Source organism: Shewanella gelidimarina (assembly GCF_023283945.1).
GTDB classification, from domain to species: Bacteria; Pseudomonadota; Gammaproteobacteria; order Enterobacterales; family Shewanellaceae; genus Shewanella; species Shewanella gelidimarina.
Genome location: NZ_JAKIKW010000010.1, coordinates 1 through 22722, shown reverse-complemented (window position 1 = coordinate 22722; position 22722 = coordinate 1). Strand labels below are relative to the sequence as shown.

General features: G+C 43.0%; 24 protein-coding genes and 1 pseudogene. 14 read left to right on the top strand and 11 right to left on the bottom strand.

Annotated elements, in window-relative coordinates; translation table 11 throughout:
- Positions 1–182: 182 nt before the first annotated feature.
- Positions 183–611 carry a hypothetical protein gene (locus L2729_RS10335; RefSeq protein ID WP_248988197.1) on the top strand — a complete coding sequence of 143 codons (429 nt, stop codon included), beginning with the start codon at positions 183–185 and terminating at the stop codon, positions 609–611.
- A 40-nt stretch (positions 612–651) separates the two neighbouring features.
- Positions 652–966 carry a helix-turn-helix domain-containing protein gene (locus tag L2729_RS10330; RefSeq protein WP_248988196.1) on the top strand — a complete coding sequence of 105 codons (315 nt, stop codon included), beginning with the start codon at positions 652–654 and terminating at the stop codon, positions 964–966.
- A 71-nt stretch (positions 967–1037) separates the two neighbouring features.
- On the opposite strand, the gene L2729_RS10325 is transcribed toward L2729_RS10330, so the two are convergent.
- Positions 1038–2057, bottom strand: coding sequence for a WD40/YVTN/BNR-like repeat-containing protein (locus L2729_RS10325; RefSeq protein ID WP_248988195.1), 1020 nt, complete (start codon positions 2055–2057; stop codon positions 1038–1040).
- Positions 2058–2307: 250 nt separating this feature from the next.
- On the opposite strand from L2729_RS10325, the gene L2729_RS10320 reads away from it, so the two are divergent.
- A complete protein-coding gene (locus L2729_RS10320) occupies positions 2308–2610 on the top strand; it encodes a hypothetical protein (protein WP_248988194.1) in 303 nt (100 codons plus the stop codon).
- 58 nt (positions 2611–2668) lie between these two features.
- Here the strand turns inward: L2729_RS10320 and L2729_RS10315 are convergent, their stop codons facing one another.
- Positions 2669–3799, bottom strand: a complete 1131-nt coding sequence (locus L2729_RS10315; protein ID WP_248988193.1) for an aminotransferase class V-fold PLP-dependent enzyme — start codon at positions 3797–3799, stop codon at positions 2669–2671.
- A gap of 1 nt (position 3800) precedes the next feature.
- Entirely contained in the window at positions 3801–4976 is a 1176-nt protein-coding gene (locus tag L2729_RS10310; RefSeq protein ID WP_248988192.1) for a PrnB family protein, read from the bottom strand.
- A 165-nt stretch (positions 4977–5141) separates the two neighbouring features.
- Between L2729_RS10310 and L2729_RS10305 the strand changes: the two genes are divergently transcribed.
- The 5 genes from L2729_RS10305 to L2729_RS10285 all read left to right on the top strand — a co-directional run bounded on the left by L2729_RS10305 (position 5142) and on the right by L2729_RS10285 (position 9126).
- The gene (locus tag L2729_RS10305; RefSeq protein WP_248988191.1) at positions 5142–5603 is read left to right on the top strand and encodes an Lrp/AsnC family transcriptional regulator; all 462 of its coding nucleotides are present in this window, start codon (positions 5142–5144) and stop codon (positions 5601–5603) included.
- Between the two features lie 122 nt (positions 5604–5725).
- Complete coding sequence (locus tag L2729_RS10300) at positions 5726–6328, top strand: TetR/AcrR family transcriptional regulator (RefSeq protein WP_248988190.1); 603 nt, start codon at positions 5726–5728, stop codon at positions 6326–6328.
- 122 nt (positions 6329–6450) lie between these two features.
- Positions 6451–7608 (top strand): iron-containing alcohol dehydrogenase, encoded by a 1158-nt coding sequence (locus tag L2729_RS10295; protein WP_248988189.1) that lies wholly within the window; start codon positions 6451–6453, stop codon positions 7606–7608.
- Between the two features lie 119 nt (positions 7609–7727).
- The gene (locus L2729_RS10290; RefSeq protein ID WP_248988188.1) at positions 7728–8405 is read left to right on the top strand and encodes a type 1 glutamine amidotransferase domain-containing protein; all 678 of its coding nucleotides are present in this window, start codon (positions 7728–7730) and stop codon (positions 8403–8405) included.
- A gap of 97 nt (positions 8406–8502) precedes the next feature.
- Complete coding sequence (locus tag L2729_RS10285; protein WP_248988187.1) at positions 8503–9126, top strand: glutathione S-transferase family protein; 624 nt, start codon at positions 8503–8505, stop codon at positions 9124–9126.
- A gap of 131 nt (positions 9127–9257) precedes the next feature.
- Here L2729_RS10285 and L2729_RS10280 read toward each other — a convergent pair whose 3' ends face one another.
- Positions 9258–9824 carry an MliC family protein gene (locus L2729_RS10280; RefSeq protein ID WP_248988186.1) on the bottom strand — a complete coding sequence of 189 codons (567 nt, stop codon included), beginning with the start codon at positions 9822–9824 and terminating at the stop codon, positions 9258–9260.
- Between the two features lie 297 nt (positions 9825–10121).
- Here L2729_RS10280 and L2729_RS10275 point away from each other — a divergent pair, with 297 nt between their 5' ends.
- The 3 genes from L2729_RS10275 to glnG all read left to right on the top strand — a co-directional run bounded on the left by L2729_RS10275 (position 10122) and on the right by glnG (position 13288).
- Positions 10122–10640 carry a DUF4124 domain-containing protein gene (locus tag L2729_RS10275; protein WP_248988185.1) on the top strand — a complete coding sequence of 173 codons (519 nt, stop codon included), beginning with the start codon at positions 10122–10124 and terminating at the stop codon, positions 10638–10640.
- A gap of 180 nt (positions 10641–10820) precedes the next feature.
- The gene (glnL, locus tag L2729_RS10270) at positions 10821–11861 is read left to right on the top strand and encodes a nitrogen regulation protein NR(II) (RefSeq protein ID WP_248988184.1); all 1041 of its coding nucleotides are present in this window, start codon (positions 10821–10823) and stop codon (positions 11859–11861) included.
- A gap of 17 nt (positions 11862–11878) precedes the next feature.
- Complete coding sequence (gene glnG / locus L2729_RS10265; protein WP_248988183.1) at positions 11879–13288, top strand: nitrogen regulation protein NR(I); 1410 nt, start codon at positions 11879–11881, stop codon at positions 13286–13288.
- Between the two features lie 91 nt (positions 13289–13379).
- Here the strand turns inward: glnG and L2729_RS10260 are convergent, their stop codons facing one another.
- From L2729_RS10260 to L2729_RS10250, 3 genes are all read right to left on the bottom strand, one after another.
- Positions 13380–13934 carry a porin family protein gene (locus tag L2729_RS10260; RefSeq protein ID WP_248988182.1) on the bottom strand — a complete coding sequence of 185 codons (555 nt, stop codon included), beginning with the start codon at positions 13932–13934 and terminating at the stop codon, positions 13380–13382.
- A 168-nt stretch (positions 13935–14102) separates the two neighbouring features.
- Positions 14103–14972: a cation efflux pump FieF gene (gene fieF, locus L2729_RS10255; RefSeq protein WP_248988181.1), complete on the bottom strand. Its 870-nt coding sequence runs from the start codon at positions 14970–14972 to the stop codon at positions 14103–14105.
- Positions 14973–15079: 107 nt separating this feature from the next.
- Complete coding sequence (locus L2729_RS10250; protein WP_248988180.1) at positions 15080–15565, bottom strand: Spy/CpxP family protein refolding chaperone; 486 nt, start codon at positions 15563–15565, stop codon at positions 15080–15082.
- 240 nt (positions 15566–15805) lie between these two features.
- On the opposite strand from L2729_RS10250, the gene L2729_RS10245 reads away from it, so the two are divergent.
- Positions 15806–16489 (top strand): response regulator, encoded by a 684-nt coding sequence (locus tag L2729_RS10245; RefSeq protein WP_248988179.1) that lies wholly within the window; start codon positions 15806–15808, stop codon positions 16487–16489.
- On the top strand, positions 16490–17860 hold the full coding sequence (locus L2729_RS10240; protein WP_248988178.1) for an ATP-binding protein: 1371 nt from the start codon (positions 16490–16492) through the stop codon (positions 17858–17860).
- Positions 17861–17892: 32 nt separating this feature from the next.
- Here L2729_RS10240 and L2729_RS10235 read toward each other — a convergent pair whose 3' ends face one another.
- Positions 17893–18540, bottom strand: coding sequence for a TetR/AcrR family transcriptional regulator (locus tag L2729_RS10235; RefSeq protein WP_248988177.1), 648 nt, complete (start codon positions 18538–18540; stop codon positions 17893–17895).
- Between the two features lie 121 nt (positions 18541–18661).
- On the opposite strand from L2729_RS10235, the gene L2729_RS10230 reads away from it, so the two are divergent.
- Positions 18662–19549 (top strand): LysR family transcriptional regulator, encoded by an 888-nt coding sequence (locus L2729_RS10230; RefSeq protein WP_248988176.1) that lies wholly within the window; start codon positions 18662–18664, stop codon positions 19547–19549.
- 89 nt (positions 19550–19638) lie between these two features.
- On the opposite strand, the gene L2729_RS10225 is transcribed toward L2729_RS10230, so the two are convergent.
- From L2729_RS10225 to ardB, 3 genes and pseudogenes are all read right to left on the bottom strand, one after another.
- Complete coding sequence (locus L2729_RS10225) at positions 19639–20745, bottom strand: hypothetical protein (protein WP_248988175.1); 1107 nt, start codon at positions 20743–20745, stop codon at positions 19639–19641.
- A 118-nt stretch (positions 20746–20863) separates the two neighbouring features.
- Complete coding sequence (gene dddY / locus L2729_RS10220) at positions 20864–22108, bottom strand: dimethylsulfoniopropionate lyase DddY (protein ID WP_102038703.1); 1245 nt, start codon at positions 22106–22108, stop codon at positions 20864–20866.
- A gap of 385 nt (positions 22109–22493) precedes the next feature.
- Positions 22494–22722: pseudogene (gene ardB / locus L2729_RS10215) on the bottom strand (acrylate reductase cytochrome subunit ArdB); the annotation flags it as partial.

Here is a 22722-nt window from a genome sequence, read left to right as displayed (position 1 = left end):
ATTTTTGAGACAGGATTAGATTGATACTTTAAACCGTTAACTTTCATCGCATTATAAATATGACAGTAACTATGTCATATGCCTATTGTATGACTGTCATATCGATGGCGCCGTCTTAAGTATAATTTTGTGTTCAACTTGCTGTAGTCAAATTCAATAGTCAACATAGCAAGGAGCGCAAGATGGAAAACTCAATAACTCGACATAAAATGGATACCGCAATGAACAAGGTCTCGATTACAAACGGATATTGGTATTATTTTAATGATAATGAAGTTCGAATAACTGCGCATGGATCAGGGTTTTCAGGTCAGGAAACTATTTATGTCAATGATGAAGTCGTTGTTGAAAAGCGTAATCTTAGAATGAAAAGCTCTCATAAGTTTTGTTACCTAGGGAATGATTATGAGGTGACATTCCAAGTTAACAACCTTCTAACTGCAGCGGTAGTCTGTACACTGTATAAAAATGGCCAACATGTCGCCACTGAAACCAAAGCTTACCTCAACATGAGCACTACAGCCGCTCTAAAAAAAGTGTTCATGTTCTTCTTAGCAGGAATTCTACTCGGTGGACTTTCAGCTTGGCTTGTATTTCAGTATACGGGTTAAGCTGATGCACATTCAAACCTTTATACATGCGGAGTAGAACATGGATATTAGTGCTACGACCGTAAAAGAGCTACGGCAATCAAGAGGCTGGACACAGCAGCATTTAGCAGACGCCTGTGATATCAGTTTGCGCACTGTGCAGCGAGTTGAAAAAGACGGGAGCGCATCTAATGATACTTTATTAGGATTGTGCGCTGTATTTGAGATTGAGCAAAAAAAGTTACTTGTAATCCCCGCGCCTAGCCATCAGCAGATGCAACAAGTGTCTTTGCAGACTCAGTCACTAACGCTCGCTGTAGCAACCGTGTGTGGCGGCGGCATAGGCGCTTTAATCATGTACCTAGTACTCCGTTAATAAACCATAAAAACCAAGCGAGTCACTTGGGTTTTATGCTTATGTCTTGGGATCTAATCATCAGTCAAAAATCAGTTTGCGGGTGGCACAACGTAGACCGCCACACGGCCGTTATGTCCTGCAGCCACCACGGTATCACCATCAATCGCCAAGGTGTAATAACCTTGTGTCTGACCTTGAATCGACAACGGTTGCCAACTAAAACCATGATCAAATGAGACATCTGTAGCCAACTTACCCGTCGCTATACACATGGCTTGATAACAGACCATCGCGGTTCTGAGTCCAGGAGTCGTCTTGCGCGTTTTATGCCAGACTTTGCCTTTTAGATACACCATATTAGCATCGTGTTTATCACGCTGTTGGTAATCACCGCCGACAACAAAAATATCGTCAATAGTATTCATCGCCACGCCATAACCGCCGGCAGTTTGTGTATCGTCATAAAGTGGAATATGCGTTCTTTGCCAATATTCACCGGAGTCTTGCGAAGTATAAATAGAGCTACTATGGCCGCCAGTGGTGAACCATGCTTGACCCGCTTTGCCTACCATTAGGGTATTACCACTCGCGGCAAAGGCCACTTCACGGTCGAGCTGTTTAGGAAGATGACCTCGAGCAATCCGTTGCCAACTTTTACCGCCATCTTGAGTGCGTAAGATAACAAAGCAGCCATCGACAGGATCGCCTAACAGCAATCCGTTGTTTCTATCCCAAAAGGCAATGGAATCAAAAAAACCAGTTTCATGTTTGTTTTCGAGCAACAGTTTCCAAGAATCCCCCTGATCTTCAGTGATATAGAGTGTAGATAAATCTCCCTCCCCCGCCCCCATCACAATTGCGGTGTTGGCATCGAAAACTTCAATGTCGCGAAAATCCGTTAGGGGTTGCTCTGTAACAGAAACATCGAGCCAAGTTTTACCTGCATCCTTTGACAAAAAGACACTATTATTAGAGCCACTTACCCACACAATGCCATCAGCAGCTGCGCTGCCACGAAAAGATAAACTCTCATCAATCTGCTGTGTCTGCCATTCCACTGAAAAGGCATTAACACTGCACAAGCCCAATAACAGTATGAATATCTTCATTAAACTCACCTTGTAAAACTGAATTACTTTAACTATCAATCAATAATGTTTAATAGGCAACCTAGAATAAATAATTGAATTTTTCTGCTACAACTCAATAAGAACACGACAAAGAACATTAGCAGGAGCTTAGGTAAGTACTTGTTAAACAACTCGTTATGTTAACAATATGCTAATAAAAAGATGGACATTAATTAGTCAAGGTGATAAAAATGTGACTTGCATCACACTTTTAGTTATGGAGAAAATAATGAAAATGACCCTTACTGCCCCACTAATGATGGCAACATTACTCTTCTCTGCAGCAAGCTTCGCAGGAATGAGCTCTGTAGCACTATGTAATGATTGTTCTAAAAGCACGGCGTTAGAAGCCGCGATGGCACTTGAGAACAATAATGTCTATGTGGTCGATTTTGTCAAAAGAACAGCTCAAAAATATGTGTCTGACAGTAAAGGCAACACCATTGCTGCCAATATGAGCCTAGGTGAAATTACCCGCTTGAATCAGCAATTTGATTATCGAAAAACGTATCTTCACGCCGTTAAGCACTAATTGAAAAGTGTCCCTATTTGCTCTTTATCCAACGGCTAAAGAGCAATATTATTGGTTGCTACCCTGTTCTGCCAACAAGTTCTAATAGGCGCCACATATCGGCTTCATCATTGTATATGTGCGGCGACACTCGTATACCTTGGCTCCGAGCATCAACACTAATGTTGGCACTTTTTAGCGCTGATAGTATCTGTGGCTGCCGATGACCGAAATTTAGGATCATGGTGCCACTGCGTTTATCTTGTTCTCGGGGAGATACCAGTTCACTGCCAAGCTCATTTGCCACCAGCTCAATCAAATGCTGATTATGCAGGCGTAGCTTTTCTGAACCTACCTGACAGAAATAATCCATACTATGAGCCGCTATCGCATAAGGCGTTACAGACGGTGTCCCGCCCCAAAACTTAAGCGCACTACTATGGTATCTAAAATCATGAATATCGAATTCAAACGGGTTTTCATGACTAAACCAGCCTACGTCCTTAGGCTTACAAGCCGCAATATGCTGACGGTTAATCCAAAGATAAGCCGCTCCTGGGCCACCACATAACCATTTCACACTAGAGCCGATCATAAAGTCAGCCTGCAGCGCCCCTAAATCTAGCGGTACCACACCCGCTGACTGAGCGATATCAATCAGTGTGAGTACACCTTTCGATTTTGCTGCCGCTACAATGTCATCTACTGGCGATAGCTGCCCAGTATTAGAGTAAGCATGACTCACAAACACCATATCAATATCTGTCGTTAAGTGAGCATCCCATACATTAGCATCGGTAATATCCAGCGCTTTAGGGATAAACCGCAGTTCGCAGTTTTTTGGCAGCGCTTTTTTGAGTGCAAAACCCATGCTGGGGAAATCAATCTCACTCATTAAGATCACGGCATCATCACGTTGCAATGAATCAACGGACATCACCAATTTGGTCAATGCGCTCGACAGATTAACTTGCGGACAGAACTCGCTCGCAGGGGCATTAAACATTCTCGATAAACCAGCGGTAAATCGCTCAATAATGCCAAGCCAATCTCCCCAAGGCTCAATACCAGATTCTTGCCATGGTGTGAAAAACTGTTGCTTAAAATCAGCCTCAGCCGTTTGAAGCGGTCTGCCAACAGAGTGGTTCAACAAATAACTTCCAGGCGCGAGCATAAAATCTTTTTTATAGTCGTAGTTAAAATCTCCCATATCAACGAGCCTCTAAGCTTGCAGTGAGCGATTTAATATCGTCATATCGCGTCTTGATATCACGGCGGCATGCCGCTGATCGCCTATCTCTTAGTTTTTCAAGCGCATTAAGCAACACTGGCAATGGCGGACCACTCGCGGTAACTTTATCCATATGTTGCTGCTCCATCGTTTGAGAAGGGATAGCAATATACTTATTTACTAATTCATTATGATGCTGAATCGCTGTTTCACCGTGCAATGTACACACCTCTAGAAACAGCCTTACATTTTCTTTAAACCAAGCTTCATGGTGTAAATGCTGCAGTGCTAACAACTCGTCCATAAAGCTAGAGCGACGCATACAGTCACGCAAAATGCGTTGATCTTCCGGCATCATATACAGAAACTTATCAACCAACATTTGTGAATACCCAGCTTCGTTGGCAGCGCACAGCCCTAAAAGCATGTCGATGACATTGATACCGGCAAAATCACCCGCATTTGCACCACGGTAAACTTGGCTGCCGACACGATAGGGTTTGTAGTACGGCCTCACACAATAGAAGAAGTCATTGGTATCGAGCTTGTTAAAGAGTTGCTTATTCGACTCTTTTACATCGATGAGCGCTTGCTTGGCGACAACGAGTAAATCGGCGGCAATAGGATGAGAAATGCCTAGAGGCTGTATTTTTAATAATGCGTCTGCTGCACGCTTATAGGCAAGAATACCTTTGGTATTATAATCAACAAACAGCTTTTCAGCGGGCAGGTTAGTAAACCGCTTGTATAGACCGTTATCAGCGCTGTTATGTGTGGTTAAGTGCGCGGTGGCAAACCTTGGGGTAACACCGATAGAGGCGCCGATATGCATCGCTAAAGCCGAGGCTTCTGTTAATGGTGATACCTGCTCCCGCGAGGGTTCGGTTATCTCATGGCGGCGACAAGCAGCCATGTACAAACCTACATTACCCAGTAAGCCAAACGCATGATCAAAGCCTTCATCTGTATTTCCCTCCGCCAATAATGCCGCGATCATCTCACGGCCTTCAGCTTCTAACGCTATTTTAAGTGGCTCGCCAATACCTTCGACATTGGCACGATCAACTTGCGCTGCATATAACTGCTCTAATTGGGTATTGAGCTCAACGAAACGAGTACGGATCCAGTGGTCAAAAGCTCGAGTATTCAATGTCATCTAACGATTTCCGATATTGTTATTATTTTGTTGAATTAGCCTATCAGGATCTCTAGGGTTAAAATCGTTATTTTCCCTTCTATAACTTCCATTTAAGATCGGATTCCACTATAAATTAACTACATATGATTGAAATAAACTATAAAACTGAATTCGGAGTTCTCTTTGGACAGTAAAGATCTCAATATTCTCGCTATATTGCAAAAACAGGGCCGTATTGCCATTTCAGAGTTGGCTGCAAGATTAAACATGTCTGATACACCCTGTCTTCGTCGAGTCAGAAAACTTGAACAGACGGGAGTGATAAGTGGCTATGCGGCACAAATAGAACCTAAAGAGGTCGGGCTCAATGTGGTGGTCTATGCTTTTGTTCGCCTCACAGAAAATTCAGATCATCATGCTGAGCGCTTCGAAACGGCAATGCAAAGCCTAGAGCAAGTGATGGAGTGCTCTGTTGTCACCGGGGCGCATGATTATGTTTTAAAAATTGTTGCCAGTGATTTACTTAGCTACGAAAGCTTCGTTAAAAAGTCATTGGGTAGCTTAAATTGCATTGCTGGGATTGAATCAACGGTAGTGCTAAAGCAAAATTTCTCACGAAACACACTGCCTTTAAAGAATTTATAAGTGCTTAATATCAACAATTTAGACACGACTCTCTATAAGTAAAATTAAGGTAACATCATTGGTAGCGACTAATATCACAGAATAACTAGACGACCGGTCTATTTGTAGTTAAGATAACGGCTATGAAAATTGAATCCCAACAAACACGTCAGCATATTATTGATTCTGGTTATAGCTTAATTTCTAGTAAAGGCTTCTCGAATGTGGGCTTGTCGCAGATCCTAAAATTTGCTGATGTTCCAAAAGGTTCTTTTTACCACTACTTCAAATCTAAGGAGCAGTTTGGTGAAGAGATCATTAACAGTTACTTCAAAGGGTACTTACACAGTATTGATGAACTCTTTGCAGCCGAAAACGGTTCAGGACTTGATCGACTCATGAGTTATTGGCTGCGCTGGCAGGCAACTCAGAGCGATTGCAGTATTGACCAAAAATGCTTAGTGGTTAAACTCAGCGCTGAAGTTGCGGATTTATCTGAATCAATGCGCCTTGCGCTTGATAAAGGCTCAACGGCGGTGATCGAGCGTCTTGCTTACTGTATTGAAGCTGGGATCAACGACGGTTCACTTCCAGCGATGCACGCCAAAATTACGGCAGAAACCTTATACCAGCTTTGGTTAGGCGCAAGCTTAAAAAATAAGTTATCTCGTGATCCAAATGTGATTGGACGCGTATTGCAAGTGACCAAAGCCCTGTTGGCGCAGCCTATCTCTCCGCTGAAATAGCCAACAGTTTTATCTCACCCGCCTATGCTTAAGGCGGGTATTTTTTTAGCTTCTCACTAGACGACTGGTCTACTAAAAAGTGGTATTCACTCGATAACACTGGTCGATAGATAGGAAAAATTATGTACAGCTTTGACTATTACAACCCAACTCATATCAGCTTTGGTGAAGGCAAGATTGCCGAACTGGATAACTTAGTCGCAAAAGATGCAAAAGTATTAATACTGTTTGGTGGCAATAGCGCCAAAAGCACTGGCACGCTAGATGAAGTAAAAACAGCACTTGGACAGCGTGATGTTGTTGAGTTCGGTGGTATTGAGGCCAACCCAACTTATGAAACATTAATGAAAGCCGTTGAAGTTGTTAAGCAGCAAAATATTGATTTTCTATTAGCCGTCGGTGGCGGATCTGTTATTGATGGTACTAAGTTTGTCGCTGCAGCTGCCCTATTTGAAGGTGAGCCATGGGATATTCTTTTGAGCTGGGGCGCAAAAGTCACTCAAGCATTGCCATTTGGTACAGTGTTAACCTTGCCTGCCACCGGTTCGGAGATGAATAGCGCTAGCGTTGTTACCCGTAAAGAGTATCAGGCTAAGCTCTCTTTCATGAGCGACCATGTTTATCCAAAATTTTCAGTTTTAGACCCGAGTAAAACCTTCACACTGCCTGAGCGCCAAGTCGCTAATGGTGTTGTAGATGCTTTTATTCACATCACAGAGCAGTACTTAACGTTCCCTGTTAATGCCCCAGTACAAGACCGATTTGCCGAAGGTTTGCTACAAACCTTGTTAGAACTTGGACCAAAAGCGCTTAGCGAACCAAAAGACTTTGATGTTAGAGCTAACCTTATGTGGGTAGCAACAATGGCCTTGAGCGGTGTGATCGGTCGCGGCGTTCCCCATGACTGGGCAACACATATGATAGGCCATGAGCTTACAGCTCTGTATGACATCGACCACGCTCGCACTATCGCGATAGTGCTGCCAGGTATGCTCGATTGTCGCCGTGAAGGTAAGCAAGAGAAATTATTGCAATATGCTGACCGTATTTGGGGCATAACTCAAGGTACTAACGACGAAATTATCGATGCCGCAATCGCTAAAACCAGAGAGTTCTTCGAAGCCATGGGCATTAAAACTCGCCTTTCTGATTATGGTTTAGACGCCAGTAGCATCGACAAAATAATGACTCAACTTGAGGCTCACGGCATGACAGCATTGGGTGAAAAACAAGATGTTGATTTAGCCATGAGTCGCAAGATTTTAGAGCGCAACCTTTAGTCGAGCAAGCGCACTTAAGCTTTAAATATACCCGCTAAAGTGCGCTATCTAACTTATAACGAATACACTTTTGAATATCGTTTTTAACTAAAACGATTAAACATTAAAAAGGATTATAAATGAACGTATTAATGGTACTGACCTCACACGACAAATTAGGCGATACAGGTTTAAAAACAGGCTTTTGGTTAGAAGAGTTTGCCAGCCCTTTTTACCGCTTTAAAGACAGTGGCTTTAACATCACCCTAGCGTCTCCGGCTGGCGGCCAGCCACCGCTTGATCCAAGCAGCGAACAACCTGACTTTCAAACGGCAGCAACCGATAGATTCAATCAAGACAGCGATGCACAACAGCTACTTGCTACAACCCAGGTACTTGCTGACATTAATGCTGCAGATTACGACGCCGTATTCTATCCGGGTGGCCACGGGCCATTGTGGGACTTGACCAACGATGCACATTCTATCGCGTTAATTGAGACTTTCTATCAAGCAAGCAAGCCCGTTGGTTTAGTGTGCCATGCCTCTGGAGCATTAAAGAATGTGAAAGCTGCAGACGGCAGCCCCTTAGTGGCTGGTAAGCGAGTTGCGGGCTTTACCAATAGCGAAGAAGCTGCCGTGCAGTTAACCGATATTGTGCCTTATTTAGTTGAAGATATGATGAAAGAAAATGGCGCTTTATACAGTAAAGGTGATGATTGGACGAGCTACCTAGCGGTTGATGGTCATCTCATCACAGGGCAAAACCCTGCATCATCTGAAGCTGTTGCCGATGAAATCATCAAGCAGCTTAAATAAGCTTTAGATCAAATAAAGGGGCTTTGCCCCTTTAAATCCACAATGCCCATTTTCCGCTTTAGCCGTATCAACGGCAAATAATAGCAAAGGACAGACGATGATCACCTTGCACCATTTAAACAAATCTCGCTCAAAACGCATTATCTGGTTACTAGAAGAGCTGGGGCTAGACTACCAAATCAAAGCCTACCAACGAGATAGCCAAACATTTTTAGCACCGCCAGAGCTTAAAGCCATTCATCCACTCGGTAAGTCACCCGTGATCGAATATAACCAACAGGTTATTGCCGAATCAGGTGCGATCACTGAATATCTTATTGACGTTCACGCGGCTGGGAAGTTAGCGCCAGAAAGAGGCAGTAACGAGTATGTCGAGTATCTGCAATGGCTACATTTTGCCGAAAGCTCTGCGATACTGCCATTACTGCTTAGAATGTTTGTCGCCAAAGATGGTTGCCAAACCAACTTTCTAGAGGGCTACGCCGCCGTTGAAACAGAAAAAGTGCTTAGCTATGTCAATCAGGCTTTAGAGGGTAAACGCTACTTAGTGGCCGATAAACTCACAGGTGCAGATATTATGATGTCGTTTATCGTTGAGTTGTTAGTCGCCAGCGATGAGGTGGAGAAATATCCACACATTGCCACTTATGCAAAACAGCTAGACCAGCATGCCAATAGCGCTAAAGCGAGTGAAATTGAACAGCAATATGACAACAGTTAACCGTTATTAGACTTAGTCTAAGTTAACCGTTCACAAAAAGGCAGCCTCTATATGCTGCCTTTTTGTTGATGAATCCGAATACACTAAATGGTGGGCAATACAGCTTAACTCAAGAGTTCAGCTCTACACCGCTAGCGGAGCTTACAAATAGAATCCTGATCAAAATAACGGACGCTTGCCTCGCCATGATGCTCCCAGAACTCAAAGTTAGCTCCTTGATATCTAGCACCACTGCCACTGGGTACATTCGTTGCCAGCAGTTGTTGCTCATCAAACGAAAAAACAGCTGTGACGGGATCTAACTGGGTATAAAAAACAGCGGTAATTGCAGGGAAATCCTCACAATCAAACAGAGTACTCGCAGGGACCTCTAACAATCCACCTTGGATTTTTAACTCTATAATGCGGCTTTGGTAATTTTGCATCGCGCACTCACGCACACTTTGCGCTTTCCAGCAGTCATTACGGCCTTTTATCCAGCCTCTTTGCATCGCTTTGGGTTGTTCTTCTACCGGAATGTTTTTCAAAGCTTGCTGATATACTGTCGCCATTGTTCTATCTAATGATGCTAGCTCATCATCTTGGCAGATCAGTCGCTCTACTGCACCACTAGCCTTATTACAGTCAAAACTAGGCGATGAAGCTAAAGTTGAAAAACTGCCCATGCTGAGCAATACCAGAAATAAGATTTTATTCAAAGCCATCATCACCTCAAACTATACTGTAAACATTAGTATTATAACGACTCACTGTAATCCGTCAGATCGAGCTCTATTATGGGTAGTGTACCTAGACCAACAACATTGCCACAATTAGAGGGAAATATAGATCTGCTCACGGTGCAGTTAACACCTACATTAGCATATAAGCCCTGACCTTCAGTTCACAACTTGGATAACTTAGGACAAATGCATAATTATCATCAATAAAATTCATGATTTATTATTGAAAAGGCGCTAGTCTGAGAGAGCAAACGTGTCACAAAGGAACTCACTATGCGCCTAGGTTTTTTGGTTTTAATGCTGCTTGTCAGCCCACTTATCCATGCGACTGTATACAAATGGGTAGATCAGGACGGTAAAATACATTTTTCCGATCAGCCCGTAAAAAATGCTGAAGTCGTTGAGTTTAACAAAAACACCGAGAACCAAATAAAGCTTCCCCCGCCTCCCAGTCCATCAAATGGACATTTATCTCCTACTGGCGATAAGATTAATTACCGCATGCGTATCGCCTCTCCTAACGAAGAAGAAACGGTAAGAAGTAATGAAGGTAATATTTCAATCGCACTGCAGATTGAACCTGAACTTGCTCCTTCACATCTATTAGTGCTGTTTATGGACGGTAAGCAACAAAGTGATGCGCAACAAAGCGGTTTGTTCCAAGTGAATAATGTCGACCGCGGTGAGCATACTTTTATTATCAAAGCGCTAACACAAGACGGCAAACTACTTGCATCAACTCTCCCAAGGAAAATTTTTCTTCATCGGACAATACAAAATAGAGCAAGATAATGTCTGATCTCGCTCGCGAATAATTAGTTAACACGAATAAATACATCCACTTAACTAATTTAGCTTAATGTTATTACTCCGATGAAGTCTAGTTGCAGACCGCACCACTTTGGTGCACCATAGTGGTGCAACTAAGTTAGAATCCCAAAATGGTGCAACTGAATTAAGGCGGAGTAGCAGATGGATACAGGTTTATTGCTCAATCACTTAGTGACTGCAGTGCTCGTTATCAATGATGAGCTGGAACTGCTTTACACTAATGTTGCTACTGAGCAGCTTTTGGGTGTTAGCAATAACAAACTCCTTGAACTGAGTTTGCCTGAACATTATCAAACATTGGCCGTTGATCTTCCGATGCTGCAATTAGCCATTAAAAATAACCAAGGGCTGACCGTTAATACCGTTTCACTGGTCACTCTAGACGGTCAACAACACACTGTCGATGTCACCCTAACGCCAATAGAACAAGAACATGGTCAGGCCTTATTAGAGCTACGACAGGTCGATCAACAAAGGCGCATCCACCAGCAATTAACTCAAGATGCACAGCAACAAGCCGCTCAATTTCTGGTGCGAAATCTTGCACATGAAATAAAAAATCCATTAGGGGGTTTAAGAGGGGCAGCGCAGCTGTTATCGCGGGAGCTTGAAGAGCCTGAACTCAGAGAGTTTACCGACTTAATTATTGAACAAGCCGATCGTTTAAGAGGCTTAGTAGACCGATTATTAGGCCCACAAAAGCCGACGCAACACCGTCTTTATAATATCCATGAAGTGGTGCATAAGGTATTACAACTGGTCAACTTAACCCTGCCTGACAATGTCACCTTGTTGCAAGATTATGATCCTTCCATCCCTGATATCGAAATGGATCCCGACCAACTGCAACAGGTTGTGCTCAATATTGTGCAAAATGCGGTGCAAGCACTCGATACGGCAGGCGGTAATATCCGCATAAAAACACGCACACAGCATCAAATAACGATTGGCACACAGCGACATAAATTAGTGCTGATGTTGTCCGTTATCGATAACGGACCCGGCATTAACCCCGACTTAATGGATACGCTCTTTTACCCAATGGTCACAGGCCGTGAACAAGGTTCAGGCCTCGGATTATCGATTGCGCATAACTTTGCCCGATTGCACGGTGGCCGTATTGAATGCGACTCTTCTGTTGGACACACCGAGTTCACCATCACCCTACCCATCAATAGCTAAATGAGGAAAACAACAACATGACTGAACAAGTATGGGTCCTCGATGATGATAGCTCTATTCGTTGGGTGCTTGAAAAATCATTACAAAGCGCCAAACTCAGCAGTGCCAGTTTTGCCGCTGCCGAATCATTGTGGGATGCCCTTGAAACAGCGCAGCCCAAAGTGATTGTGTCTGACATTCGGATGCCTGGCACCGATGGCTTAACGCTACTCGAACGCCTACAAACCCATTATCCACATATTCCCGTCATCATTATGACCGCCCACTCCGACCTTGATAGCGCAGTCAGTGCTTATCAAGCAGGCGCATTTGAGTATCTGCCTAAGCCGTTTGATATCGATGAAGCCATCTCCCTCGTTGAACGCGCGATTACGCACGCTAACGAACAAAGTAATAGCAGTGCACCTGCAGAACCCGTTGTTGCCACTCCCGAAATCATTGGTGAAGCGCCGGCAATGCAAGAAGTGTTTAGAGCCATAGGTCGATTATCACGCTCATCCATTAGCGTGCTGATTAATGGCCAATCGGGTACAGGTAAAGAGCTAGTCGCCAGTGCGTTACACAAACACAGTCCCCGAAAGGGTAAGCCCTTTATTGCAATTAATATGGCGGCGATCCCTAAAGACTTAATCGAGTCGGAGCTGTTTGGCCATGAAAAAGGCGCCTTTACAGGCGCTGGAAATGTTCGCCAAGGTCGATTTGAACAAGCAAATGGTGGCACACTCTTTCTAGATGAAATTGGTGACATGCCCTTGGATGTACAAACTCGTTTGTTACGAGTGCTAGCCGATGGTCAGTTCTATCGCGTAGGAGGTCACTCTCCCGTTCAGGTTGATGTGCGTATTATTGCTGCAACGCACCAAAATTTAGAACAACTTGTGCAAGCAGGTGGCTTTAGAGAGGATTTGTTTCATCGTTTGAATGTGATCAGAGTGCATCTACCGCCGTTATCGCAACGACGAGAAGACATTGCCCAGCTCGCACGTCACTTTTTAGTCATCGCCGCAAAAGAGATCGATGTTGAGCCCAAAATTCTGACCAAGGAAACAGCCAATAAGCTTGCAACACTGCCTTGGCCCGGTAATGTTCGTCAGCTAGAAAACACTTGTCGTTGGTTAACCGTGATGGCGTCTGGACAAGAAATTTTGCCCCAAGACCTGCCCCCTGAATTACTAGAGGAGCCCGCGGTATCTCACGAGCAAAACACTGGCACTGCCGACTGGGAAGCGGCGTTAAAACGTTGGATAGATCAGCGCTTAGCAGAGGGTGAAAGTAACCTGCTTACTGAAGTGCAGCCGGCTTTCGAACGGATCTTACTAGAAACGGCGCTAAAACACACCAATGGCCATAAACAAGAAGCCGCTAAACGTTTGGGCTGGGGGCGTAATACCTTAACTCGTAAACTGAAAGAGTTGGCGATGGAATAAAGAGCAACACGAGAGTGTGACACTAAAAAAGGATATCGTTTGATATCCTTTTTATATTTCAATGTTGCGCTGTAATACGCTCTAGCATTAACTAGAACTGGTAATGCATACCTAAGGTCACGTTTGACAAATCGATGTCAAAATCACTGGTACCAAAATCATCTGAGTCCAGCTCTGCTGAGGTATAATCGTACCCTAAGCGGATATTGAGATTGTTAGTCAGGGCTGCGTTAACACCTGCACCAACGGTTAAACCAAAACCTGAATAATCGATGTCTCTTATCGGGTTGTCGATAACCATTGCGACAGAAGCGACACCCACTTTACCGTATAAAGAAAATGTATCGTTGATAACCCATGTGAATTTAGGTGCTACAGAAAAAGCAGCGGCATAAACATCCACAAAATCTTCATCGACGAAGTTATTAGTAATATAAAGAGTGCCTTCTAGACCAAACCACTCATTGAAGTTGTATCCACCATAAGCACCATAGCTTTGGCCTGATTCGGAGTCGCCCTCAGCATCAGCGGAAAATGCGCCAATTTGACCACCCACGTATGCTCCAACGCGATCCGTCTCTGCAGAAGCTATATGTGAAGTTGTCAGTCCTAGAACAGCTAACGCAACAATTGATATTTTTTTCATGATAATTCCCTTACATCGTTTTTAATGCGCAGGAATTTAGCATGGCAAGGATACAAATTGCGACAATTATGTGTAAACAATCATTCCGACCACAAAGCTATAACTGGTAATCATCAAAACAGTAACCAAAAGCACTAACGCCTGCTTATACAGGCTCCCCATGACGGATTACACTGGATCTTGGTGAATAATCACCTCTGCATCACTGAACTCACGCCGGATCCTGATAGAGGTATCAACCGCAATGGTATGCGCCTGATCCAAACTCAGCGAGCCATCTAACTCTAAATGAAATTGAATAAACATGGTCTTGCCTGACTCTCTTGTTCTGAGATCATGGATCCCTTTAACTTGAGGGTCAATGATAGCGATCTCGCTGATTTTAAGTCGAGTATCATCATCGAGCTCCCTGTCTAATAGAGATTGTACCGACCGATATGCTAAACCTATCGCTTGCTGACCAATGAAAAGTGCAATTAACACCGCGAATAAACCATCAGCCCACCACCAGCCATATTGCGATAGAACCAATGCTAATAACACCGCGGCATTCAAAAACAGATCCGATTTATAATGCAGAGCATCAGCCTCGACTATCGTGCTTGAGGTAGCTGCCAACGCTCTTTTCTGCAGCATCACTAGAGCGAAGGTAAGCACGATGGCGATAATTGATACAATCACACCCAAAGTCGCATTCTGCACTTCAATTGGGTTAATGAGTCGTTCACCACCATGGAATAGAAGCAGAAATGCAGAGCCAAGAATAAACGCAGATTGGGCAAGTGCAGCTAACGGTTCAGCTTTACCATGGCCGTATCGATGATCTTGATCGGCGGGAACTATCGCATAGCGGATAGCGATAAAATTAACGATAGACGCCAAGGCATCTGCAAAAGAGTCCGTTAGAGACGCCAACATACTGGCCGAGCCAGAATACATCCATGCGGCTAATTTTATAGCGATTAGGGTTAAGGCTGTTGCAACCGCCGCGCGGCTGGCAAGCTTAACCCAAAAATCATATTGGGAAGTGTCATTCATAAGATCTGTTTACGAGTAAAGTAAGGGAAGTCCAGATCTTAAGTTTATATCAAACTGAGGGGGAAAACTGATGAATCCCCTCATGTTTAATGACGATATTATGTAAATCATCTTTTGTGGTGTTTGTTCTTTGCAAAACGTTGCTTAAATTTCTGTTGCTGCTCAGGTGTCAGCAATTGATAAACCTCGTTTTGCAGTTTCATCATATTGACCGCTTTTTGCTGACGATCTTCTTGTTTCGCAGCCAGTGCTTGTTTAACTTCTGCCTCGTTGAAAGTCGCAGCAGTGATAAAATCTAGCATCTGTGCTTTTTGCGCTGTGCGCTCCTCTTTCGATGGACGGTTTAACACCATCTCTTCACGATGCGAACTCAATATGAGCTTCACTTGCGTTTTTTGTTCATCAGATAAATCTAAACCGCGGAACATCTTACGCATTTTATCATGATGCCCGCCGCGCTCTCCTTTCATCTGATGATGCTCGTGCTGGTTATTCTGTTCAGACTGTTCATCCGCGGCACGCACTGTAACAGTGAGTAATGTGGTACTTGCCACTAGCGCCAATAATCCTGCTTTTAAAGTATTCTTTTTCATATACTGCCTCTTCTCAATTCGATTTAGCGTGGTTACGCTAAGCTGTTTTCGACGCTTACCAGTGTAACCATTGCAATGTAAGCGAGGGTTTAGCTTACGTAAAACACTGTAAAGCTGACGCAGTAAACCTAAATGCCGACGACATGAATAAATGACCTTTACATTGAATTACACTGCTAAACAGCAATTGACATCAAACAAGGTATACTCCTGATATTGAGCGCAATAAAAAGGGTTAGCATGAGCCGTATACTGTTGATAGATGATGACTTAGGTCTTTCTGAATTACTGGCACAACTATTAGAACTAGAAGGGTTTGAACTGACATTAGCCCATGATGGCCAGGCGGGACTCAATCTCGCATTACAACAAACATTTGACCTCATCTTGCTCGATGTGATGCTACCTAAACTCAATGGTTTTGAAGTATTACGTGCACTGCGTACCAAGAAGCAAACTCCGGTATTGATGTTAACGGCACGAGGCGATGAAATAGACAGAGTCGTTGGCCTTGAGATTGGCGCAGATGACTACCTCCCTAAACCATTCAATGACCGCGAACTCGTCGCACGTATCCGCGCTATTATCAGACGCACGAATATTAAACCTAATGACAATATTCAAACAATACAGTCCTTTGGTGATCTCAGTTTAGATCCTGCTCGTCAAGAGGTGCATTGTCAGGAACTGCTTATCATTCTGACCGGAACTGAATTTAGTTTGCTGTTTGAGTTAGTACAACATGCTGGTGAGCTAGCGTCTAAAGAGACACTCAGTGAAAAAGTGCTGGGAAAGAAGCTGATGCCATTTGATCGTAGTTTAGACATGCATCTGTCTAACTTACGTAAAAAGATGCCTGAACGTATTGATGGTCGTCCACGCGTTAAAACGATTCGTGGCAAAGGTTATATCTGGTTACCATAAATGTCATTGAGAAAAAGCCCCAACAATATTTTTGTAAAGTTACTGCTCGGCTTTTGGCTATGTAGCTCATTGATCATAGCCCTCATCGGTTTATTGCCGCTATTACAGCAAAACCATGACCAGTCAGAGTTACCTCCTCGCCTCGAGAGCATGTTGGCAAAGCTGGCACAGAAGATCATTGACTCCCCCCAAGTCATGCAGCCCGATAGGATGAAGCGCTTGAGCCGCTTCAAACAGAGAGATGGTCGCCCGGTAAGGATCTACCTTGTCGATGAAAACTCACGAGTGCTCAATACTCATAAGCCTTCACGAGCACTACGTCGGTTTATGCTGATGGCTGATGAAGCCGGTAAACCAATAAAGCATCAATTCAGAGATGAGCTATTATTTGGTCCATATGAGTTTACAGCAGAAGGTAAGCAATACGCTTTATATGGTCGTTTACCCGAGCATCACCCTCGACCTTGGTTTTTCTTTTTTATTGATAACAAAATCCTCACCTTAAGCATTGCAATTTTATTGTCAGGCTTGCTCTGCGGGCTTTTTGCCTGGCATCTAGGCAAACCATTACGCTCACTAAAAAGCAGTGCTGACGCCTTAGCTAATGGTGATTTAAGCAGCCGTGTCGACAGTGCAACAGCCAAGCGTAATGATGAAATTGGACAGCTTGCTCAAGCATTTAACGGGATGGCTGATTCTGTTGAAGATATGGTCAAAAGCCAACAGCGATTGATAAGCGATATCTCACATGAACTCAGAACGCCCCTGACTAGGCTCAAGCTGTCACTGGCGCTAAGCCGTAAAAAAGGTCAAGAAACCCAAGAGACACAACGAATAGAGTACGAAGCGGATCTGTTGGAACAGATGATTGCCGAGTTATTAGAACTGTCGCGGGTTAAGCTCAATGCCAGCGAATCTAAGCACAACTTAGAGCTTGCAGAGGCCTTAAGTCAGGTGCTGGATGACGCCGATTTTGAGGCTCAGCAGCAAAATAAGCTACTGCATATCGACATTGATGAATCGATACGAGTGCCGCTTTACCCTAGGCCACTGTCTAGGGCGGTAGAGAACTTGCTGCGTAATGCGATTCGATATGCAACTTCACAAATTACTATTCAAGCTTCAATTACAGGTCAATTAATTAAACTTGAAATTATCGATGATGGACCCGGGATCCCAGATACTGCCGACTTAGAAGCTATTTTTAAACCCTTCTATCGTCCGCAATCTGCAAGAGATAGAGAGTCTGGCGGATGGGGCTTAGGCTTAGCGATTGCTGAAGCTGCGGTGACTGCGCATCAAGGTCAGATAAAAGCTGAAAACTGCTCCCCCACGGGTCTTAAAATCACCATAACATTGCCCTTGGCGTAAACGAGACCATGCCCAAATGACTTGGGTATGGACTAAGCCGCGCTTGCGGTCACTTCTAATGACGCAAGCCAGTTTATATAGTCGCTCAGCTTGGGGATCCGCTTATCTGAGTGTCCCATTAATTGTGCCAATGCGTAACTAAACTGATGGTATAAGTTAGCGTCATTGTAGTGCTTACCCGCATCATCACAATTAATATGTGCGCCGCGTAAATAATTGGCCACCAGCTCTGCTCGATTAAAACCTTCAACAATACCAACGGCCTTTATTAGTCGATGGTTCCATTGAATATAATCGTTATAAGCTTGTTCAAAAGCACAACGATTATCGTCAGTTGCTTGCTCAAGGAGTTCAGAATTTGGCATCACTCTCGAAATAATAAAACGATTATATAAGAGGTCGTCACGTATACCCCAGCAATGGTGCATCAAAAAACGCGTTAAACAGTCTTGATATTGGCTCTCGTCGATAGCGGCTCTTTCTAAACGCTTTTTAAAGTGTGCCGTCGCCACCGTCACCATTAAATCCGCTTCACTTGGAAAATGATTATAGATTGTGCCTTTAGAGATCTGACTAGCTTCAACCAAATGAGAACGCCGTAAGTCAAAACTTTTATGGCCACGCAGGCATCGCTCCGCAACGTCAGTTAAGTAGCTTTCTCGTTGTTGCCAATTACTCATGTCGACCTCTTCACGAATCTAACAATTAGTTTAAATAAACTTCACATTCATAACATAGCAGCCTAGGACTTACGGCGGTATTGAGTAATACTGATACCACTATGAATAAACTCAATAGCCCATGTTAAAAATTGAATTGTTAGAAAGCTTTATTGCGGTAGCTGAATGTGGAAACCTTTCCAAGGCGGCGGATAAACTTTGCCGCACACAATCAACTATTAGCTTACAAATCAAAAAGCTAGAAGAGAGTGTGGGTCAACCTTTGTTACTCAGAGATAACAAAGGCGTCACGCTAACTGAGTCTGGTAAGACGTTGCTTAACTACGCTTATAAGATGATGCAGCTCAGCTCACAAGCTCTTGATGAACTAAAGGATTGTCAAAACCGTGAAGTGATACGACTAGGCGTGCCGACAGATTACATTAACCGTTATCTCAGCAGTTGTTTACTGGAGTTTATTCGGGAGTTTACTTGCATCGAGCTAGTCATCGATACCGATGTAAGTGGCAATCTTTATAAACGACTGCACAACGGTGAATTCGATGTCATTGTTGCGACTCACTGGCAAGCACCCGCAGCAGGCCATGGTGAACTGCTATTTGAACGTCGTTTTCATTGGGTTGCGGCAAAAGAGGGCAATGCCCATAAACGGGAAACCGTGCCTATGGCTTTGTATCCTGAGAACTGTCCCATTCGCGCACAGGTTTTTGCCAACCATAGAATATCCATGCGTCCAATGAGTGTATTACTGTCAACCCCATCGCCAGCAGCAATATGTATGGCGGTCGAAAATGACTTAGTGATCGCCCCCGTTGCCGAATTTCGAATTAGTGACAAGATGCAAATCATCGATCCTATTGAACACAATATTCCGCCACTGCCGATTTTCAATGAGTCCTTGTATCTCAATCCAGAGACACAAACTGAGGCGACAAATCAATTAATTAACTTAATAAAAGCCAACGTAACTGACTTGGGTGAAGTCACTCAAACTGTCAATCCCAATTAACCACGGCTTCAAATCTGTTAAACAAAAAATGCCAACAATATTGTTGGCATTTTTTTAGGTTTTTAAATTAACCTACAGTGAGCAAGCCACTAGAAGTAGTAAGCGAAGTTGATATTAAATCGTTGATCCCAATCGTCATCAGCTTGGATTAACCCCAAGCTGTTGCCACCCAACCATAAGACGTTTTTAGCCATATAATAATCAACATAAACAAAGACTGGACCATATGCTAATGACACACCCGTTGTATTTAGCAATGAGTCATCAAACGCTTCAACATCTGGCTGTACCATACTAAAGTCATTATAGAGCGTGTAGCTTCCCCATGAAGTTGTGATGTTTTTTGATAAGTTAGCGGTATAGATATTACCTTTGCTAGCAACTTCAAAAAATCCATCTAACATGCCCATACCAATCTTATTCGGATCAATTTGACCATCGTCATATTGATCATAATCATAAGCTAAATATTGTGCTTGAAGGCCCCATCCGTCATAACTCATATCAAGGTGTGCAGCATAATTAAGAGTATCGCCATTTTCACCAAACGCTGAGTTATAGAGTTGTCCGTACTCAAGTGATGCACCCACTATCGTAATCAATTCCCCATCCGTAAGCGTAAAGCTTTGACGAGCCGCTAAAGTATTAGCTTCTTCGTTATTATAACTCGTACCATCAACCGTGCCTTTAGCTACCGTACCCGCAAAATCTCGATGATCACTGCCGCCATATACCGCATTCTTAATAAAGGCGAACTCTGTTAGTGAACGACCATTTTGATATTTTGCCGCAACACCAACACCATAATCGTCTTCAAAGCCCAAATAGTAGTTTAAGCTATACCACCAGTTATGCGATGCGTAGCCCTTATTACCAAAAGGTTTATTGATAACGCCGCCGCTAACCGTTAAGTCTTCATTGACATCCCAATAAGCATAACCATATTTTAAGAAATCATAACCTTGATAAAACCGATATTCAGCTTTAACGCCAATATCATTCCATTTGTCTGAAAAAGTAACGGATAATAAGTTAAAGTCGAGATCACCAATTTTATCTTTTGACGATTCAGAATAATCACTATAACTGTAATTAGCACGAACTGAACCACCAACTTTTAAATCATCAGCAACGGCAAAGTTACTCGTAATAGCTACCAGCGCCGAAAAAGTCAGCGCTATATTTAGCTTGCTCATCGAATACGTCCTTTTATTTAAAAAATAATATAGTGTTAAACAATTAATTGAGAGGGTTATATCTACAGTGGGATTAAATTAATAGACGATAGATTTTATCTATCGTCATATTAAATCACTACCATTTAATTTTGGTTAAATCACACTGAATAACTTCGCCACGTTTAGCCGGTGTTCCCGGATTTTCAGCTGATTCGCACAGCAAAGTTGTGCCATAGTCATTACGCTTGTCATTCGCGTTACTTCTGGCCCAGACTGATACGATAGCGCGCTCTTCAGGCTTAGCTTCGCAACTACCGTCAACATCAAATGCATGGATAGTATTCTGGTGGAAGTAGATCAATGGATCTTGTTCGCTGCTACCTGATAACCACATAGTTTGTGAATTATGCTGACCTTCATCAAATTGCACTCGACGTATTTTGTCATCCTCTTTTACGGTTGTAACAAGAGGTGAATCTTCACGGATAGCCATTGTTTTGAACTGATTGGTACAAGCTGGCACACGCATGTTGTAGTACATCTCAGAGATTGCGTGATTATGGAACGGATACAAGGTATCAACAGATTGTACTGTCATACCCACTTCTGCACCGACCTTTTCGCCATTAATTTCATCGATACGTAATAAGCCCCAATGACCAAATATTTCAGCGTATGCATAACCACCACGAATATTATTAAAGTTCTTATCGTTACGCTTACTTTCTTCTGCGTACATAGGGAACCAACCCGCCGCCGCCCATAAATTAGGTAATGCATTAGCGCTAATGTCATAAGGAAATACCGCAGGCATTTTGACTTCATCACCCGTCACCATCTTGTAAAAATTATCGGTAAAACTCTTACCTAACTTTTTCACTTCAGGGTTAGTGACCTTCTCTTTAAAAAAGGTCTCAAAAGTAGTGCGATTCAGCCATTTCGCCACGGGAGAGTTTTCCGTTAGCTCACCACCTGGATTGTAGATCCAAGCAACGTCTTCACGTGCACCAAAGCACTTTTTTGCCTCATCAGCGTTATTAATCACCTGATAGATGTTTTTCACCATCAACTTCATATCACGCCTATCCATCAAGCACATACGTTGACCGCCCTCTGTCGAGTCAATCATAGCCGAGTCCGAATTAAGGCAACCGCTTGTTTGATCGTTGGTCAGTGCAATAGCGTAAGCTTTTAGATAGGTTAAAGTCTCATCCCATAGAATATCGACATACTTTTGGTCATCAGCAGAATATTTTGCTTGCTCAGCTAAACAACTAAACTTTGCCGACTTAATCTCATTAGCATCTAAGAAATCTGGAATCTCAGCTGCCGCGACACTATTGGACAGAAGCAAAGCTCCCAATACTATTTTACCGTTCATACATCACCATTATTGTTTAATTATATAATATAAAACTCCGCGTAATATTATATTTGGAATCATTTCCAAAAATGATTAAACCACAAACTTTTATCAAAAAAATCATCATCTGTATCACACAATCAAAATATGATGACAAAATTTAATTGTATTAATTAAATTAGAACTTAATCAATAAAACTTTACTAATAGTAATAGATGTATATCCACACAAATAAAAAGCCTCGCAATAAAATTGCGAGGCTAATATTAACTTATAGAAACTTGCAGGGATCTTATAAATTTTCTTTCAATAAAAAAGGCCATTACTGAGTAGCATGGCCTGATCCTAATGATTAGGATAATTGAGATGAAACACCACTCATCACAATGAGTGGTTTACCGTTTACTCTTTAAATTTATCAAACTTAAAAGTATGGCAGTTACTGCATAATGGCTTTTTAGATGTATGCTCGCCATGACACTCTTGGCAAGGTAACTCTTTACCGTAATGCAGGTTGTTATGTGGATTCTGCCACTTATCTTCTTCGCTACGCGCTGTTTGCTCTGCTAAGTCATCAACATCATGACACTGCAAACAGGCTTGATCTGATGGAAACTGTTTGATGCCATTG

Coding starts and splice junctions, on each gene's coding strand:
- L2729_RS10335 (WP_248988197.1), top strand. CDS start 183: ATGGAAAACTCAATAACTCGACATAAAATGGATACCGCAATGAACAAG.
- L2729_RS10330 (WP_248988196.1), top strand. CDS start 652: ATGGATATTAGTGCTACGACCGTAAAAGAGCTACGGCAATCAAGAGGC.
- L2729_RS10325 (WP_248988195.1), bottom strand. CDS start 2,057: ATGAAGATATTCATACTGTTATTGGGCTTGTGCAGTGTTAATGCCTTT.
- L2729_RS10320 (WP_248988194.1), top strand. CDS start 2,308: ATGAAAATGACCCTTACTGCCCCACTAATGATGGCAACATTACTCTTC.
- L2729_RS10315 (WP_248988193.1), bottom strand. CDS start 3,799: ATGGGAGATTTTAACTACGACTATAAAAAAGATTTTATGCTCGCGCCT.
- L2729_RS10310 (WP_248988192.1), bottom strand. CDS start 4,976: ATGACATTGAATACTCGAGCTTTTGACCACTGGATCCGTACTCGTTTC.
- L2729_RS10300 (WP_248988190.1), top strand. CDS start 5,726: ATGAAAATTGAATCCCAACAAACACGTCAGCATATTATTGATTCTGGT.
- L2729_RS10295 (WP_248988189.1), top strand. CDS start 6,451: ATGTACAGCTTTGACTATTACAACCCAACTCATATCAGCTTTGGTGAA.
- L2729_RS10290 (WP_248988188.1), top strand. CDS start 7,728: ATGAACGTATTAATGGTACTGACCTCACACGACAAATTAGGCGATACA.
- L2729_RS10285 (WP_248988187.1), top strand. CDS start 8,503: ATGATCACCTTGCACCATTTAAACAAATCTCGCTCAAAACGCATTATC.
- L2729_RS10275 (WP_248988185.1), top strand. CDS start 10,122: ATGCGCCTAGGTTTTTTGGTTTTAATGCTGCTTGTCAGCCCACTTATC.
- glnL (WP_248988184.1), top strand. CDS start 10,821: ATGGATACAGGTTTATTGCTCAATCACTTAGTGACTGCAGTGCTCGTT.
- glnG (WP_248988183.1), top strand. CDS start 11,879: ATGACTGAACAAGTATGGGTCCTCGATGATGATAGCTCTATTCGTTGG.
- L2729_RS10260 (WP_248988182.1), bottom strand. CDS start 13,934: ATGAAAAAAATATCAATTGTTGCGTTAGCTGTTCTAGGACTGACAACT.
- fieF (WP_248988181.1), bottom strand. CDS start 14,972: ATGAATGACACTTCCCAATATGATTTTTGGGTTAAGCTTGCCAGCCGC.
- L2729_RS10250 (WP_248988180.1), bottom strand. CDS start 15,565: ATGAAAAAGAATACTTTAAAAGCAGGATTATTGGCGCTAGTGGCAAGT.
- L2729_RS10245 (WP_248988179.1), top strand. CDS start 15,806: ATGAGCCGTATACTGTTGATAGATGATGACTTAGGTCTTTCTGAATTA.
- L2729_RS10240 (WP_248988178.1), top strand. CDS start 16,490: ATGTCATTGAGAAAAAGCCCCAACAATATTTTTGTAAAGTTACTGCTC.
- L2729_RS10235 (WP_248988177.1), bottom strand. CDS start 18,540: ATGAGTAATTGGCAACAACGAGAAAGCTACTTAACTGACGTTGCGGAG.
- L2729_RS10230 (WP_248988176.1), top strand. CDS start 18,662: ATGTTAAAAATTGAATTGTTAGAAAGCTTTATTGCGGTAGCTGAATGT.
- L2729_RS10225 (WP_248988175.1), bottom strand. CDS start 20,745: ATGAGCAAGCTAAATATAGCGCTGACTTTTTCGGCGCTGGTAGCTATT.
- dddY (WP_102038703.1), bottom strand. CDS start 22,108: ATGAACGGTAAAATAGTATTGGGAGCTTTGCTTCTGTCCAATAGTGTC.